Below are 15,805 nucleotides of genomic sequence, written 5' to 3' on the forward strand. Positions count from 1 at the left end.
TTCCTCCCAAAAATCACATGTTCTTATGCTGCGGACGACTTGTCCTTCTTTCCTTTAAATAAATGAATGCATACTAGGACGGCGCCTATACCTGCAAGAGCAATTTCGACATAGGTTTCGCCTCCGCCAAAAATGTCGTTAAAAACTGTAAATAATTTGAATTGTAGACCGAATTGCGGCAGAATAAATGCCCCTAAACCTAAAATTAAAAGAATGATTCCAGTGCGTAACATAACTTGCCTCCTTAATAATGGAAAAATACTTAAGTATGTTACCATATAAACCAAAATGTTACAATGCGCATTCTTCCAACTATAAGTATGCTGGCACTTGCTTGCACACGATTGGAGACTGAGATACCTATCCTTCATTTTCAAAATACGGGTCTTTTTCCGAATGATTTTTATCCGAATTGACTAATTATAGTCAAAAAACCAATATTAATTGTAGAATGTTAACGAATCGTACATTCAATAATATATGTGACTAATTATATTTACACATTTTTTAATAAGCATTTTTGGATTTTGATTTTAGTTGGTGTGATATTCTTATCAAATAGTTCCTGATTTATTTAAATTACATGAAGACATATGATAAGAAATTGCTAGTTTACTATAGTAATTTCTTTTTTTATAGCAATTTTTCGAAATAGATTGACAACAGTTTTCATTTGCTTTATGTTTGTGTTAACTTATTTTCATCTATAGTTAACGCACAAGGGGAGGAAATTTAGTTTGAAAAAGAGTAGTACATATAATTATGTGTTAGCGGCATTTGGTGCAGCGATTATTGCTGTTCTTGCACAAGTAACGATACCGTTACCACTTATTCCAATAACAGGACAAACATTAGCAGTAGGATTAGTCGTAACGATTTTAGGGACAAAACTTGGAACGTTGTCAGTATTGATATATATTTTGCTTGGAGCGGCAGGTATTCCAGTATTTAGTGGTATGTCAGGAGGATTTGCGATTTTAGTTGGCCCTACAGGTGGCTATATTGTCGGATTCCTTGTCACAGCAATCATTATGGGCTTATATTTAGATAAATTCGGAGTTACAATTTTCCATGCTATTACTTCGAACATCATTGGGATGGTTGTGACATTGGCATTTGGAACGACTTGGTTAAAAATCGTTGGAGATTTAACTTGGACAGCTGCATTTATGGGTGGTGCGGCACCGTTTATTATAGTAGGTATTGTGAAAGCCGTTATGGCAGGATGGTTTGGCGTAATTGTTCGTAGTCGTCTAGAGCGAGCACATTTAATTTCTTTTAACGTGGTCCAAACTCGTGCTGAACAGAGGAACTCAGTCTAAGAACGCCACGTCCTGTGGCAATTTATCTGTGTGAAAGCGAAGCGACAGCGACACACGACTGAGTGACCAACATCACGTTGGCCCAATGCCTTCGGTCGCAATTATACCGAAGCATAATTGATTAGAACTGATTGCATAGGAGGAATTGTTTTGGCAACGTTATGGACAGGTGGAAAAATTTACACGATGGCACAAGTTGGCGAAACAGTTGAAGCAGTCCTAGTTAAAGAAGGAAAAATTGTGGCGACAGGCTCAGTAGAGAGCTTGTCGCCACAAGCTACTTCTATTAAACATTTACAAGGGAATGTGATGTATCCAGGCTTTGTCGATAGTCATTTACATATTATTGGATACGGGGAAAAATTAAAGCATATTGATGTATCGAACGTCAGAAGTAAGGATGAGCTACTGGCCATTATTCGTGAAAGGATGCTGGAAGTTCCCGCAGATCAATGGGTAATTGCGATAGGACTTAATGAGACACAGTTTAAAGTTCCTATTTTCCCAACATTATCGGAACTCGATGCTTTAGGGGAAGCACATTTAATAATTAAGCGTAGTTGCCATCATTTAATTTTGGCAAATTCCAAGGCAATGGCATTTGCAGGAATAACAAACGATACACCATCACCAGAAGGTGGCGTCATTGAAAAAGTAGATGGTCAGCTAACAGGCGTCTTAAAGGATGCAGCATTGTATATGATTGTTAACCATATGCCTCATATTACGCCCGAATATATCGAGGATGCGCTTGAGAAGGCGGTAATATCCTTGCAATCATATGGCTTAGTGGGTGGTCATTCTGAAGATTTAAGCTATTACGGGCCACCGATTCAACCAATAAATGCTTTTCGAAAGATTGTCGAGGCAAGGCAATCGTTTAAAGTTCATTTATTACAGCACCACACAGTATTTAAGGAAGTAACTAAGATGGAAGAAACATCTTCTCCGTATTTAGAGTTTGGTGCAATGAAGATCTTTATCGATGGTGCCTTTGGAGGACGTACTGCAGCCTTACGAGAACCATACTGTGATGAGCCAGGCAATTACGGTATGCTTGTCCATTCAACAGAACAATTAGAGCAATATGTTCAACTTGCACGACAGCATGGACAAACAGTGGCCGTGCATGCCATTGGGGATTTAGCCATCGAAACAATTTTAAACGTATTTGCTACCTATCCGCCCCAAGAAGGTCAATTAGATCGTGTTATTCATTGTAGCTTAGTGGACGAAGGGATAGTAGAAAAACTTGCTGCGTTGCCAGTCGCTGTGGATATGCAGCCGCAATTTGTGCAGGGCGAGTATACGGCAGAACTAGCTAGGCTAGGGGAGGAACGAACAAAAGGCTTGCACCCATTAAAATCACTACTTGCTAGCGGATTAGTTGTTGCAGGTGGCAGTGATGCCCCGATTGAAGTACCAAACCCCTTACACGGAATATACGCGGCAGTCACAAGACGGAATTTTGGAGAATCTCATAACGGCTACGGACCAGAGGAGAAAATATCACGTTTTGAGGCAGTACAACTCTATACTGTAGGAGCTGCACAAATAATAGCCCAAGACGATATTCGAGGTAAGATTGAAAAAGGCTATACAGCAGATTTCACTATATTAGAAGAGGATCTTTTTACGATAGCTATTGAAAATATTCCACAAGTAAAAGTGGCATATACGGTTGTGGATGGCCGTATCGTTTATGAAAAACGCTGTAAAGGATAAACTTTACAGCGTTTTTTCATTTAACAAATATTTTTTTAAGCGCTATTGTTTTTCTGATAAGTTTTCCACTCGATGCTCTAACGCTTTCACCCGTGTTGTTAAATCGTCTACTTTTTGTTGAAGAGTTTCTTCAGGAGGTAGAGGAGCTGTCGATTTCATTTTTTTAATCATATTAATCATCACGAAAAATATGGCGAGGAAACATACAAGAAGTACAGTTGTACTAATAAGATCTCTAAAGTTAAAAATCGTATGTATCATAATTATTAGCCCCCTTAAATTGTATCGATTTTATTATTTACTGAGTGACATACAAAAAAGTTTCAAAAAAATTTTTAGACACTACTATAAATACAGAAATCTTATCATTTTTACTCGCATATTATATGGGACAAATTGTATTTTAAGAGCTCAAGTAATTTAACATAAATGGCTTTACATATCCTGTAAGGAAGAGTTTATAAAAATCGTAAAGATGCTTAAGATAGGGGATACGATAGGTATGACTGGGGTGAGTAAATGCACAAAACAGGACAAGTGATGCGCCAAGCCGTCTACAATATTTATAAGTATCGCTTTGATTATATACAAGTTTTCGCACTGATTAAATTATTTCAGTTTTTATTAATTGTTCCAGTAACAGCTATCGTATTTAAGCTAATGCTACGAGTTACCGGGTACACACAAATAACTGAGCAAAATATTCAAAGTTTTGTGGGGCATCCCTTTGTCATCTTGATGATCATTCTTTTGATAATGCTCATTTTGCTATTTATTTATTATGAAATGGGCTTTCTTTTTATAATGGCCTTTCATCAACAAAGAGGTACTCGCTATCGATTTCAACACATATGGCAGCAACTCAATCGTAAGATGCTTTCCTTTTTTAGTATTCAAGTCATTTTTTTAATTATTTATATTGCACTTTTATTGCCATTAACTTCATTGATACTTCCGCTAACATTCACACAAACCTTTTCCCTTCCACATATTTTGACAGATGATATCATGAGCAGTCGTTCTGGTCGTTTACTCTATGCGGCTATAACAATACTTTTAGTTATAGTAGGGATACGTAGCATTTTGACAATGCCGATTTTTACAATCCAGCCAAAAATATCATTACTTCGATCATTCATACAAAGCTGGCGCTTTTCAAAGCGCGGCTTGTTGGGCCTCCTTGGATTAATATTCACGCTTATTATAGTTCATTTACTTGTGATGCTTGGCATTACGATAATAAGTACTTTTCCATTATATTTGTTGGAGCGTTTGATTCCGAGCACCGCACTTGTAACAGCAGCGATTACTCTTGCTTTTTTAGAAATGGTGTTTGGAATGTTATTTAGTTTACTGCAAGCAATGATTTCACAAGTAATGGTGGCGATTACCTATAAAACGCCTATTTTAGGCAGATCGCGATTTACACCGAAATTTAGAAAAAGAAACTATAAACCGTTAACTTTCATCATTTTGGTTGTTTTCATCGCATTAAGTGTGATGAATGGTATTTCATTAGAGAAAAGTGTCTATGCACAAGATACAAAAATTATTGCACATCGGGGCTACACGAAGGGAAATGTGGAAAATACAATCAGCGGACTTGTCAGTGCAGCAAGTTCGGGTGCAGATTTAATCGAGATCGATATTCAACAAACCGTTGATGGACAATTCGTAGTATTTCATGATCAAACATTAAGAAGACTCACAGGTAAAAATGGTGTTATCGCCAATATGACGCTCGGTGAATTGAAGACGTTAACAATTCATGCTAATGGCTTTAACGACAAAATTTCTTCATTGGATGATTTTATTGAAATAGCAAAAGCCCTAAATGTATCCTTACTAATTGAACTAAAAGTACATGGTAAAGAAACAGAAGACGTATTGCCCAAGTTAGTAAAAAAACTAAAAGCTTACAAAGTCCTTGATAAGTATTATGTGCAATCTTCAGATCCACAAATGATGTCACAAATAAAAAAATTGGCACCGAACTTACGTGTTGGAGTTGTCTATGCATTAAATATCGGGCCGATGGATGAAACCGTTGATTTCATTTCACTAGAGGAAGCATGGGTAACAGACCAGCTAATCTCAGAGATGAAGCAGCAAAAAATTGACTTGTTCGTATGGACATTGAATAATAATCGGTCATTACATGATTTTATTCGGAAAAATGTCAATGGAGTCATAACCGATCTCCCCGATATGGCTTTGGATATACGAACAAAGCAAAATGAACGTGAATACTTTTTACAGCGAATACTCAACCTACTTCAATTCATGTATTAAATCTGTATGGAATGCGTGTAATACTAGATTAAAAGAAATACCCGCGGAGGGAGGGTGAATACCCGCGCGGGGGAAGAATACCGCGAAAGGAAGGCAAATACCCGCGCGTGGGGGAAATACCCGCGGAAGGAAAGCGAATACCCGCGGAAGGAAGGCGAATACCCGCGCGAGGGGAAATACCCGCGGAAGGAAAGCGAATACCCGCGCGAGGGAAGGCAAATACCCGCGGAAGGAAAGCGAATACCCGCGCGAGGGAAGAATATCCGCGGAAGGAAGGTGAATACCCGCGGAAGGGGAGCGAATACCCGCGCGAGGGAAGAATACCCGCGGAAGGGAAGCGAATACCCGCGGAAGGAAGGCGAATACCCGCGCGAGGGAAGGCAAATACCCGCGCGAGGGAAGAATATCCGCGGAAGGAAGGCGAATACCCGCGGAAGGAAAGCGAATACCCGCGCGGGGGAAGGCAAATACCCGCGGAAGGGGAGCGAATATCCGCGGAAGGGAAGGAAATACCCGCGGAAGGAAGGTGAATACCCGCGGAAGAAAGGCGAATACCCGCGCGAGGGGGAAATACCTGCGGAAGAAGAGCAAAAACCCGCGGAAGGGAAGGAAATATCCGCAAATTAATACAAACAATATAAGTAAAAGCCGAGATTCTTCGTTGTATAAGAATCTCGGCTTTTTTAGCATTCCTCTAAAAAAGTTGGCAAGGCTGTAACCTTTTTCTTTTATAATCGACTACTTCTATGAATTCGTGAAATGAAGGAGATGCTTTTTTATGAAAATGAAGAAAGTCGTACCATTTGCCATGTCAGCATTATTAATCGGGGGCGCTGTAGTAGCTCCAACCGCATCAGCAAACGAAGGAGAAGCAGTTGTGACGAATGCTACTGATAATAAGGAGCAAAATCCAGAAGTTCAACCAACTTTTATTAAAATAGCTGGAACAATTGAGAGTGTTGAAAAGCGTGAGGATGCAACCTATTACACTGTGAAAGAGAACGAAAATACAAATGTTTTTGTCGTAAATGACGAGACACTAGTTTTCGATAATATAGGTAAAGAAGTTAAACTACAAAAGGGTGATCAAGTAACAGCTTACACGTATGCAAATAAGCCAATGCTTATGATCTATCCTCCACAATATAACCCAGAAGTAATTATTGTTGAAACAAAAGAAATGGGAATTGTAGAAGTAGATTATTTCAATAAAGAGTTGGTGAATACTGATAACACGTTAAAGCTAAATGTTGGCAAAGAAACAGAATTACTTAGCCTATCTGGTAAAAAAGTAAAAGCTAAAGATTTAGCAGAGCAACATTTACTAGTGTTCTACACAATTACAACAATGAGTATTCCAGCACAAACTCCACCTTCAAAAGTTGTCGTTTTAGATACGATTGCACAGGAACAAGGTGAAGTAGATCCGTCAAAAGCTGCTGTACAAGAAATTATTAACAATGACTTTTATGAGGTTGAAGGTACTAAAATGGTACCATTACGTTTAATTGCCGAAGAGTTAGGCTTTAAAGTAGAATCAACAGGAAAAGGCGCTATTATCTCTAAAGGCGCAGTATCTTATACAATTACACGTGGTCAAAAAGAATATGGCTATAATAAAGCACTTCGTTATTTTAAAGTAGCACCAGCTTTATTAGAACCAGCGAAAACATATGTACCAGTTGAATTTGTCGAAGAATTAATGGAATAAAATGTTGTATTACCCCTTCATGGCATCGTGCTGTGGAGGGGGTTTTATTTTAACTTAGTATATGCTTTAGAAAGGATGCGGCTCATCAGACGCTCTCAAGAAAGTATATAGTCGGAACGGAAATCAGCCACACGCTATGGTGATGCGCTATTCATCCCTCATAATTCTCTTTAAATGGAAAATAAATTTATGTACAATTAGATAATTAAAGTCAGATTCTAAAGGAGCACTATATGAAGCAGGCATTAATTATCGTGGATATGCAGGAAGCATTCTTTTTGGATAGTGAAAACTATTTATTTGATTATGAAAAAGTGTTAGATAATATTAATATGTTAATAACTTGGGGACGTAATAGTGAAGTTCCTATTATTTTCATCCAACATACGGATTCAAATAAGGATGACGAATTTGCATTTGGTAAGCCAGGCTGGGATCTATATCATGGACTTCTGCGACAAACTGAAGATAAAGTGATTCAAAAAACAACTTGGGATGCATTCTATCAAACGGAATTAGCGCAATACTTACAAGAACAACAAATTGAGCAGCTTATTTTCGCTGGTGCTCAAACAGAATTTTGCCTTGATACGACCATTCGCAATGCTTACAGCCATGGATACCATCATAATATTTTAGTTGAAGGTGCACATACCACACTACATAGTCGTGTATTAAATGCAGAGCAAATTATTAAGCACCACGAGTCCGTATGGCACAATCGATTCGTGAAAATTCAGCCAATTACTTTTTTAAAAACTACGTAAAAGAGGTTTCAATAATGCTCATAAACAGTCAAAAATTTATTGTCAATGAACTTCATTATATTATTAGATCTGCCAATCTCGAAGATGCCCAAGCATTATCAGCTTTAAGGCTACAACTTGATGGAGAAACGGAAAACTTCGATAGAGAACAAGGGGAAGGCTTTATCGATACGATAGGTTTTGAAGCGATTATTAAGGAAGACACTGAAAGTCCAAGAAATTTGTGTTTAGTGGCAGTAGTCGATAATCGCATTGTCGGATTTTCAAGATGTGCGGGATCACCATTAAAAAGAATTGCTCATAAAGTAGAATTTGGTGTAGGTGTATTGAAGGAGTTTTGGCGCTATGGAATAGGCAAAAATTTTTTAAATACTTCGATAGAATGGGCTGACGCTAATGATATTAAAAAAATGTCTTTACATGTTATAGAGACAAATGACAAAGCAATTTTGCTCTATAAGAAACTTGGCTTTGAAGTTGAAGGCGTTTTAAAAAATGATAAACTCCTTTCAGATGGCAACTATTATAATACGATTGTCATGGGAAGAATTAAGGCATAATTATACTATAAACTCAGCTAAGCAAATAGGTGCTTAGCTGTTTTTTTTACAACAAAAACAATTTGCTATGGCAAGATGGAAGGCAGTCTAAATGGTGGTCTTCAGAAGAGAACTAAAAATAGTTTGATTAGCATAAATAATACTTAGAGTAGAAAACATTATATATTTTTAGCTGAAAATAACTTATCTATAAAAATGCCGTTATTTACAATCACTTCACTGAATTTTCTGATTATAATTAAAGAGAACAAATTATAAGGGGTTGATACAATGTCAGTAAAGGTTAATCCAAACGTTGAGCTAAGCCACCCATTATCACCATTATCTGAAATAGAAATTGAAAAAGCTGTTCAAATAGTCAAGGAACAGCAACAGTTGTCTGAACATGTACGATTTATGTCGGTGATGTTACATGAACCTAAAAAATCAGAAGTACTAAATTACAAACCAGGTAATACTGTAGATCGCCGAGTATTTTTAGTGATTTTAGATGATAAAGAATTGAAAACATTTGAAACAGTTGTAAATTTAACTTCAGAAAAAGTTGATTCCTACGAATATATTCCTGGCGTACAACCAAATGTAGCCTTAGAGGAGTTTGAGCAATGTGAGGAATTAGTAAAGAGCCACCCTGATTTTGTAGCAGCTTTACAGAAACGTGGCATTGACAATCCTGATTTAATTATGGTGGATCCGTGGTCAGCAGGGAATTTTGGTGTTCAGGAACTTGAAGGTAAACGTTTACTTCGTGCGATTTGTTGGCAAAAACAATCACTAGAAGATAACGGATATGCTTACCCTTTAACAGGTATTGTAACGTATGTAGACCTAAACAAAATGGAAGTTTACAAAGTAGAAGATCACGGGGTACGTCCAATTCCAACGACATCAGGTAATTACCATCCTGAAGTTGATGAATCAATAGTGTTTAGAAATGACTTAAAACCATTGGAAATCATTCAACCTGAAGGTCCAAGCTTTACAATTGAAGGTAATTTGATCAAATGGCAAAAGTGGAGTTTCCGCTATGGATTTACACCACGTGAAGGCCTTGTATTATACACAATTAATTACCATGACAAAGGCAAGGATCGTCCGGTTCTTTATCGTGCAGCTTTATCAGAAATGGTTGTCCCTTATGGTGAACCAACATTTTCGCATAACACACAAAATGCCTTTGATGCTGGTGAATATGGAATGGGTCAATTAGCCAATTCGTTAGAGCTTGGTTGCGACTGCTTAGGCGAAATTCAATACTTTGATGGCGTTGTAGCTGATGTTAAAGGAAATGCGCGCACGATCAAAAATGCGATTTGCTTACACGAAGAAGATTACGGGATTGGTTGGAAACATACAGATTGGCGTACAGGCCATGTAGAGGTAAGGCGTTCACGTCGACTAGTGATTTCATTCTTCTGTACAGTTGGAAATTATGATTACGGCTTCTATTGGAGTTTCTACCAAGACGGTACGATTGAAGCTGAAGTCAAGCTAACGGGTATTTTAAGCACTGGTACATGTGAAAATGGCATCCAAACGAAATATGGATCTGAGATTTCTCCAGGATTAAACGCATCACATCATCAACACTTCTTTAATTTCCGACTTGATACGATGTTAGACGGTGAAAATAATTCAGTAGTTGAAACAGAAACAGTATCAGAAACATTGGGGGAACACAATCCGAATAGTAATGGTTTCTATCCTCTTTCACGTATCTTTAAAACGGAGAAGGAAGCGTTACGTAATTTAGATTTAAAAACACAGCGTACTTGGAAAATTATTAATAAAAACTCACTTAACCGAGTGAATCAACCTGTTGGATATAAAATTTTGCCTGGTGAAAATTGCTTCCCATTTGCTCATGAAGAATCAAGTGTTATGAAACGTGCTGGTTTCCTTAAACACCATTTACACGTTACGCAATTTGATGAAAATGAAAAATATGCAACAGGTATGTATCCAAATCAACATGCTGGAGGAGATGGACTTCCAAAATACGTTGAGAAAAACCGTTCAATTGATGATGAAGATATCGTCGTTTGGTACACAATGGGCCATCATCATATTCCGCGCCCTGAAGATTGGCCTGTAATGCCAACTGCATATATCAACTTCCAATTAAAACCGGTTGGATTCTTTGATCGAAACCCGGCAATAGACGTTCCTAGACCGGACAAGAAGTGTCACACAACTTCGTCTTGTCATATACAATAAAACTCTTAAAGGAGTGTTTATATGCTACCATTCCTAAGCATGTTGGTGATTGTTACTTTTACGGTAATCACGAACCGTTTACTAAAGCAGCGTTTTGCTGATCAAGGCATGGCCAAGTGCTGTATAATGCTGATTTCTATGACAATGAGTACTGCTGTTGGGATGAATATGGCTACCTGGCTTCCCGATATGGTACTAGGTGCAATAGCATCTATTATTATTTCTATTGCTTTAGGCTATTTGCTGTCAATAGGCTTACCAATGCATCTATTCATGGAAAGTGTAGGATCTAGTTTTATGGGAGCAATGATGGGCGCGATGCTAACATTAATGACTACCCAATATTTAACGTTAAGCATTATTTTCTTTACAATGATGTTTATTGTAAGTGCAATCATTTCTATCGGTGTATGGAATCGTGAGATGTTTCCTATCTTTATAAAAGCCATTCCAAAGCATATTTACATTGTGGCTGGTTTAATGATTTGTGTATTAGTAGTAAGTAGTTTTGATATTCAAAAAGAGGTACCTGTAAAAGAAGAACAGCAGCATCATAATCATCATTAAAGGGGTCGATAATTATGGTAAAGGTAAATGTTAAACCGAATATTGAAGAATCTGGTATTCAATTCAAAAAGAAATATGACAATTTTATCGGTGGTGAATGGGTAGCGCCTGTAAATGGAGAGTATTTCGATAATAGTACGCCTATCACGAAAGAAGTATTTACACGTGTAGCTCGATCATCAAAAGAAGATGTAGAGTTAGCATTAGATGCCGCTCATGAAGCCCAAAAAACTTGGGGGAAAACACCCGTAGCAGAACGGGCACGTATTTTACTAGCCATTGCTGATCGTATGGAAGAAAACCTTGAAAAAATTGCAAAGGTAGAAACTTGGGATAATGGGAAAGCGATTCGTGAAACTATGTATGCTGATATTCCATTGGCAATTGATAATTTCCGCTATTTTGCAAGTGCCATTCGCGCCCAACAAGGGCAAATGACACCTTTTGATGAGGATACGGTAGCTTATCATTACCAAGAACCTATTGGTGTAGTAGGCCAAATCATCCCATGGAACTTTCCTATTCTAATGGCGGCTTGGAAATTGGCGCCAGCACTTGCTGCTGGAAATAGTGTTGTATTAAAATTAGCAGAACAAACGCCGGTATCATTCTTATACGTAGTTGAGCTTATTCAAGACCTATTACCAAAAGGTGTACTAAATATCATTAATGGTTTTGGTGTAGAGGCTGGGAAAGAGTTAGCTTCAAGTCCACGTATTGCGAAAGTGGCCTTTACGGGTTCTACAGCTGTCGGCAAACTAATTATGAAATATGCATCTGAGAATCTAATCCCTGTTACACTAGAGTTAGGTGGAAAATCTCCTAATATCTTCTTTGAAGATGTCATGGATGCTGATGACGGATATCTAGATAAGGCGATTGAAGGATTAGTTATGTTTGCTTTAAATCAAGGTGAAGTTTGCACTTGTCCATCTAGAGCCTTGATCCATGAGTCTATTTATGATCGTTTCATGGAAAAAGCTATTGAACGAGTAAAGCAAATTAAAGTTGGTGATCCATTCGATCTTGAAACAATGATGGGTGCACAGGCTTCAGAAGAACAACATAAAAAAATTCTTTCTTATTTTGAAATTGCCAAACAAGATGGCGCAGAATGTTTAATCGGTGGCGCCGAAAATCGCCTTGATAATTTAGATGGGTATTTTATTAAACCAACTATTTTTAAAGGCAATAACAAAATGCGTATTTTCCAAGAAGAAATTTTCGGTCCTGTATTGGCAGTGACTACGTTTAAAACCTTCGAGGAAGCAATTGAAATTGCAAATGATACTATGTATGGGTTAGGGGCAGCTGTATGGTCACGTAATACAAACATTACCTATAAAGCAAGTCGAGAGATCCAAGCGGGACGTGTTTTTATAAATACGTATCATCAATACCCTGCTGGTGCAGCATTTGGAGGCTACAAAAAGTCAGGCTTCGGTCGAGAAAATCATTCAAAAGCTTTAGAATCGTATCAATCGACTAAATGTGTTTTAGCTAGTTACAATGAACAGGCGCAAGGATTCTTTTAATTTTACCTAAGAGTGAAGTGAGGGGGGCGGCTTATTGAGTAGCTATTATCCAATACAACCTGAATTGGTCCAAAAAACGTATTCTTATAGAGAACTGACTCCAAACAGTGAGTTAAACCAGGATATACTATTTTATTATGAGTTTGAACCAATAGACAGTAATAGTGATATTCATGTCATTCCTGATGCTTGCCAAGATTTAATGTTTTACATGGGAAAAGATCAAAAGGTTGTCTTAGGGAATACCCCGACTACACGTGAAATTTATTCATTTACCCCAAAAGGTAAATATTTTGGTGTTCGTCTAAATCCAAAACAAACAGTTATTCAATACAATTGCGCATTAAAACAAATTATTCAACAACCGTTTGTTAATGTTGAATTAGGCTGCACACTAGACTCTAAATTTATAAATGCTGTTTTTGAAGCAGGAGATTTCGAACAAAGAGTGCAGATTTGTAATGAGTATTTTGGCTCTCGGAAAAAGGAAAAAAGCTTGGGTGATGAAATATTCGCTACTTGTTTTGATTCTATTATTGAGAATTATGGACTGTTCTTACCAGATGTAATTCAGCATAAAACAGGTTATTCTGAGCGATATATCCGAGACCTTTTCTACAAAAAAACAGGTTTTGGACCAAAAAAATTAAGCAAATTCATACGTATCCAACTCTTACTTCAACATTTTTCTTTTGAAGAGACACCTGTAAACATTGACCAATATGGTTACTATGATCCTTCACATTATTACAAAGAATTTAAAAGCTTACTTGTCATAACACCTGCTGAATATATAAAAGAATTTTTAGGTTGGAAAAATCTAAAACGAAAGTTACTATCTTATTAGCCCCTCCATAAAAAACAACTTTGTGATTTGACCCAAAACATATTTAGTTAAGTAACTTCTAAGACCTGAGTTCGGTACTCCACCGAGCGTAGGTCTTTTTTTAGTTTTTGTTTGTGAATGTAATAGTGAAAATACAACCCCATATTTGGAGATGAACAAAACAAATGACCTTACATAATATAAAAATAAGAACTATTTATCTTTATTCAAATAAACACCTACTGAATAGAGGAACTCAGTCTAAGAACACCACGTCCTGTGGCAATTTATCTGTGCGAAAGCGGAGCGACAGCAACAAATGTTTTCTGTGCGAAAGCGGAGCGACAGCAACAAATGTTTTCTGTGCGAAAGCGAAGCGACAGCAACAAATGTTTTCTGTGCGAAAGCGAAGCGACAGCAACAAATGTTTTCTGTGCGAAAGCGGAGCGACAGCAACAAATGTTTTCCGTGCGAAAGCGAAGCGACAGCAACAAATGTTTTCTGTGCGAAAGCGAAGCGACAGCAACAATTACGCCAAGGCGAAATGATAAAAAAGGAGGATGTATTATTTCTATAGTAAAAGTAAAAACCGGTACCCTTCCTAGCGGAGGAATACAAGACGGCTTGGAAGATGTTGTTTGGGACATTGATCGTTGGGAAAATGACGGTGGTAGAAGTATTGGCACGAGGCGGGGGTTTGGATAAGTGCCCTATATTAAATGTTGATGAAGTGGGAGGCAAGCTTGTCTCCCATTAAATATTTAGAAGGACAAGTTTCTAAAAATATTTTTATTGCCTGCCACAATCTTATGTGTGGGGCTTTTTTCAGCATGATTAAGCCTAATTCATTTCTCTGCTTTTTCATTTGGTTTACCTTCAGTTTTACAAAATTAATAAACTTGTAAGGATTGAGTAAGAAAAAAGAGACAAACGATGCGTACAATTAAAGTACGAACTGAAAGGGACTGATCTAAATGATAAAAAATAGAGGAACCGATCTTATAGCTAAAAATTTTACTGAAGAAGATATTCCATTACTTAAACAAAAGTTACGTGAAATCTGTGCACAGAGTTGGAAAGCGAAAGGGTACAAATTAACTAACATTGCTACTCTTACTAAAGAAGTTGGCATATCAACGGAAACTTTTTTTAGGCTATATAAATCAAAAGAAGAGCTATTCCTTGAGGTGCTATCAATGATTCAAAATCAATTGAAAAAACAATGGTACTCTATGGTACAAAGTAACTCCGGTATTGAAGGGTTTAAAAAAGCTATGAACTGGCTTTTTGAAGAGTATGTAAAGCATCCTACATTATATAATTTCAATAATCCAGATTATCAATTGTTTATTAAAGGGCTATCTAAAGGGGAAATTGAAGATCTAATAGAAAATGATAAGCATTTTTTTGATGAAGTTTTAGAGCATTTAAATTTAAAAATGAGAATCCCAAAAGAAAAAGCATACGGAATTTTTAGTACATTATTATATACTGCAGCGATGAAAAAAGATTCAATTTATAACAAATGCGAAATATTCAACTTTCTACTTGAGAACTCTCTATATCAAATTTTTGCAAGTTCATCTTCTTTAGCAAGCAAAAATGCAATGAAGAATCATGGTATCAATTAGCAAAACAAAGGTTAAGATTGGAGGAGATACTATGGAAAATTTAATATTCAGCTACCTATCAATTGGACTTGCACTTGTTGTATTTATTATTGGATGGTATTATATTTTAAAAAAGAGAAAATATGGCATATATGTATTAGCTTCTAGCTTTTTGCTGTTAGTTAATCCAGCTATTAATATTTTATTAAAATAAATCTAACGGAGGTAAATTAAAATGATTAAACAATTAGATGCTGCTTTGAATAAGGTGAATAAGATGGTTGGGGTAAATGTGAAGACGCCAAAAGTAACAAAATCTAGACTGAAATATAGTAGGTATTTAACAACGGTTATAGGAGTAGGAGGATTAACATGGGGGATTATGAGTTCTTCGAAGTCGTTAATAGTTCTAGGAACAATAGGTATTTTAAGTGCTATTGCAACATCTATTGAAATTAGAAAAATTTAGAATGCTGAACTGCGCCAGATCAAGAGGAATAATAAACATGTATGAAGCGGCTTGAGACCTGAATTCTATAGGACTCAGGTCGTTTACTCATTTCTGGTAGCGATAGTGATTAGAGGAATGGATATAGTCATTAATCGCATAAAATGGCTTCTTGAGCTTTGTTTGTAAAGGGATTTCAATAAAAGCATAATTCTTTGAACGAAA

At 37.0% G+C, this 15,805-nt stretch carries 17 protein-coding genes; 14 read left to right on the top strand and 3 right to left on the bottom strand.

Annotated features, from left to right (window positions below):
* Positions 1-23: 23 nt before the first annotated feature.
* Positions 24-233, bottom strand: a complete 210-nt coding sequence (locus ACQKN4_RS13515; RefSeq protein WP_079560252.1) for a hypothetical protein — start codon at positions 231-233, stop codon at positions 24-26.
* 504 nt (positions 234-737) lie between these two features.
* Here ACQKN4_RS13515 and ACQKN4_RS13520 point away from each other — a divergent pair.
* The gene (locus ACQKN4_RS13520) at positions 738-1,322 is read left to right on the top strand and encodes a biotin transporter BioY (RefSeq protein ID WP_427483915.1); all 585 of its coding nucleotides are present in this window, start codon (positions 738-740) and stop codon (positions 1,320-1,322) included.
* Between the two features lie 150 nt (positions 1,323-1,472).
* Positions 1,473-3,047: an amidohydrolase gene (locus ACQKN4_RS13525; protein WP_427483916.1), complete on the top strand. Its 1,575-nt coding sequence runs from the start codon at positions 1,473-1,475 to the stop codon at positions 3,045-3,047.
* Between the two features lie 42 nt (positions 3,048-3,089).
* Here ACQKN4_RS13525 and ACQKN4_RS13530 read toward each other — a convergent pair whose 3' ends face one another.
* Positions 3,090-3,308: a hypothetical protein gene (locus ACQKN4_RS13530; RefSeq protein WP_079560255.1), complete on the bottom strand. Its 219-nt coding sequence runs from the start codon at positions 3,306-3,308 to the stop codon at positions 3,090-3,092.
* A 258-nt stretch (positions 3,309-3,566) separates the two neighbouring features.
* On the opposite strand from ACQKN4_RS13530, the gene ACQKN4_RS13535 reads away from it, so the two are divergent.
* From ACQKN4_RS13535 to ACQKN4_RS13575, 9 genes are all read left to right on the top strand, one after another.
* Positions 3,567-5,339, top strand: a complete 1,773-nt coding sequence (locus ACQKN4_RS13535; RefSeq protein WP_427483917.1) for a glycerophosphoryl diester phosphodiesterase membrane domain-containing protein — start codon at positions 3,567-3,569, stop codon at positions 5,337-5,339.
* A gap of 778 nt (positions 5,340-6,117) precedes the next feature.
* Positions 6,118-7,050, top strand: coding sequence for a stalk domain-containing protein (locus ACQKN4_RS13540; protein ID WP_079560257.1), 933 nt, complete (start codon positions 6,118-6,120; stop codon positions 7,048-7,050).
* A gap of 233 nt (positions 7,051-7,283) precedes the next feature.
* Positions 7,284-7,817, top strand: coding sequence for a cysteine hydrolase family protein (locus ACQKN4_RS13545; protein ID WP_427483918.1), 534 nt, complete (start codon positions 7,284-7,286; stop codon positions 7,815-7,817).
* A gap of 14 nt (positions 7,818-7,831) precedes the next feature.
* The gene (locus ACQKN4_RS13550; RefSeq protein WP_427483974.1) at positions 7,832-8,377 is read left to right on the top strand and encodes an N-acetyltransferase family protein; all 546 of its coding nucleotides are present in this window, start codon (positions 7,832-7,834) and stop codon (positions 8,375-8,377) included.
* A 270-nt stretch (positions 8,378-8,647) separates the two neighbouring features.
* A complete protein-coding gene (locus ACQKN4_RS13555) occupies positions 8,648-10,594 on the top strand; it encodes a primary-amine oxidase (RefSeq protein ID WP_427483919.1) in 1,947 nt (648 codons plus the stop codon).
* Positions 10,595-10,615: 21 nt separating this feature from the next.
* Positions 10,616-11,161 (top strand): hypothetical protein, encoded by a 546-nt coding sequence (locus ACQKN4_RS13560; protein ID WP_427483920.1) that lies wholly within the window; start codon positions 10,616-10,618, stop codon positions 11,159-11,161.
* A 14-nt stretch (positions 11,162-11,175) separates the two neighbouring features.
* On the top strand, positions 11,176-12,696 hold the full coding sequence (locus tag ACQKN4_RS13565; RefSeq protein WP_427483921.1) for an aldehyde dehydrogenase family protein: 1,521 nt from the start codon (positions 11,176-11,178) through the stop codon (positions 12,694-12,696).
* A 34-nt stretch (positions 12,697-12,730) separates the two neighbouring features.
* Positions 12,731-13,543 carry a DUF6597 domain-containing transcriptional factor gene (locus ACQKN4_RS13570; RefSeq protein ID WP_427483922.1) on the top strand — a complete coding sequence of 271 codons (813 nt, stop codon included), beginning with the start codon at positions 12,731-12,733 and terminating at the stop codon, positions 13,541-13,543.
* Between the two features lie 258 nt (positions 13,544-13,801).
* Complete coding sequence (locus ACQKN4_RS13575; protein ID WP_427483923.1) at positions 13,802-14,227, top strand: hypothetical protein; 426 nt, start codon at positions 13,802-13,804, stop codon at positions 14,225-14,227.
* A gap of 10 nt (positions 14,228-14,237) precedes the next feature.
* Here ACQKN4_RS13575 and ACQKN4_RS13580 read toward each other — a convergent pair whose 3' ends face one another.
* Positions 14,238-14,387: a hypothetical protein gene (locus ACQKN4_RS13580; protein WP_427483924.1), complete on the bottom strand. Its 150-nt coding sequence runs from the start codon at positions 14,385-14,387 to the stop codon at positions 14,238-14,240.
* Positions 14,388-14,496: 109 nt separating this feature from the next.
* On the opposite strand from ACQKN4_RS13580, the gene ACQKN4_RS13585 reads away from it, so the two are divergent.
* From ACQKN4_RS13585 to ACQKN4_RS13595, 3 genes are read left to right on the top strand one after another with little or no spacing between them, the layout of a single operon-like run.
* Positions 14,497-15,153: a TetR/AcrR family transcriptional regulator gene (locus ACQKN4_RS13585; RefSeq protein ID WP_427483925.1), complete on the top strand. Its 657-nt coding sequence runs from the start codon at positions 14,497-14,499 to the stop codon at positions 15,151-15,153.
* Between the two features lie 31 nt (positions 15,154-15,184).
* Positions 15,185-15,346 (top strand): hypothetical protein, encoded by a 162-nt coding sequence (locus tag ACQKN4_RS13590; protein ID WP_170938892.1) that lies wholly within the window; start codon positions 15,185-15,187, stop codon positions 15,344-15,346.
* Positions 15,347-15,367: 21 nt separating this feature from the next.
* Complete coding sequence (locus ACQKN4_RS13595; RefSeq protein WP_079560266.1) at positions 15,368-15,601, top strand: hypothetical protein; 234 nt, start codon at positions 15,368-15,370, stop codon at positions 15,599-15,601.
* Positions 15,602-15,805 lie beyond the last annotated feature (204 nt).

Source organism: Lysinibacillus sp. NPDC093692, from assembly GCF_050280125.1.
Classification (GTDB): Bacteria; Bacillota; Bacilli; order Bacillales_A; family Planococcaceae; genus Lysinibacillus.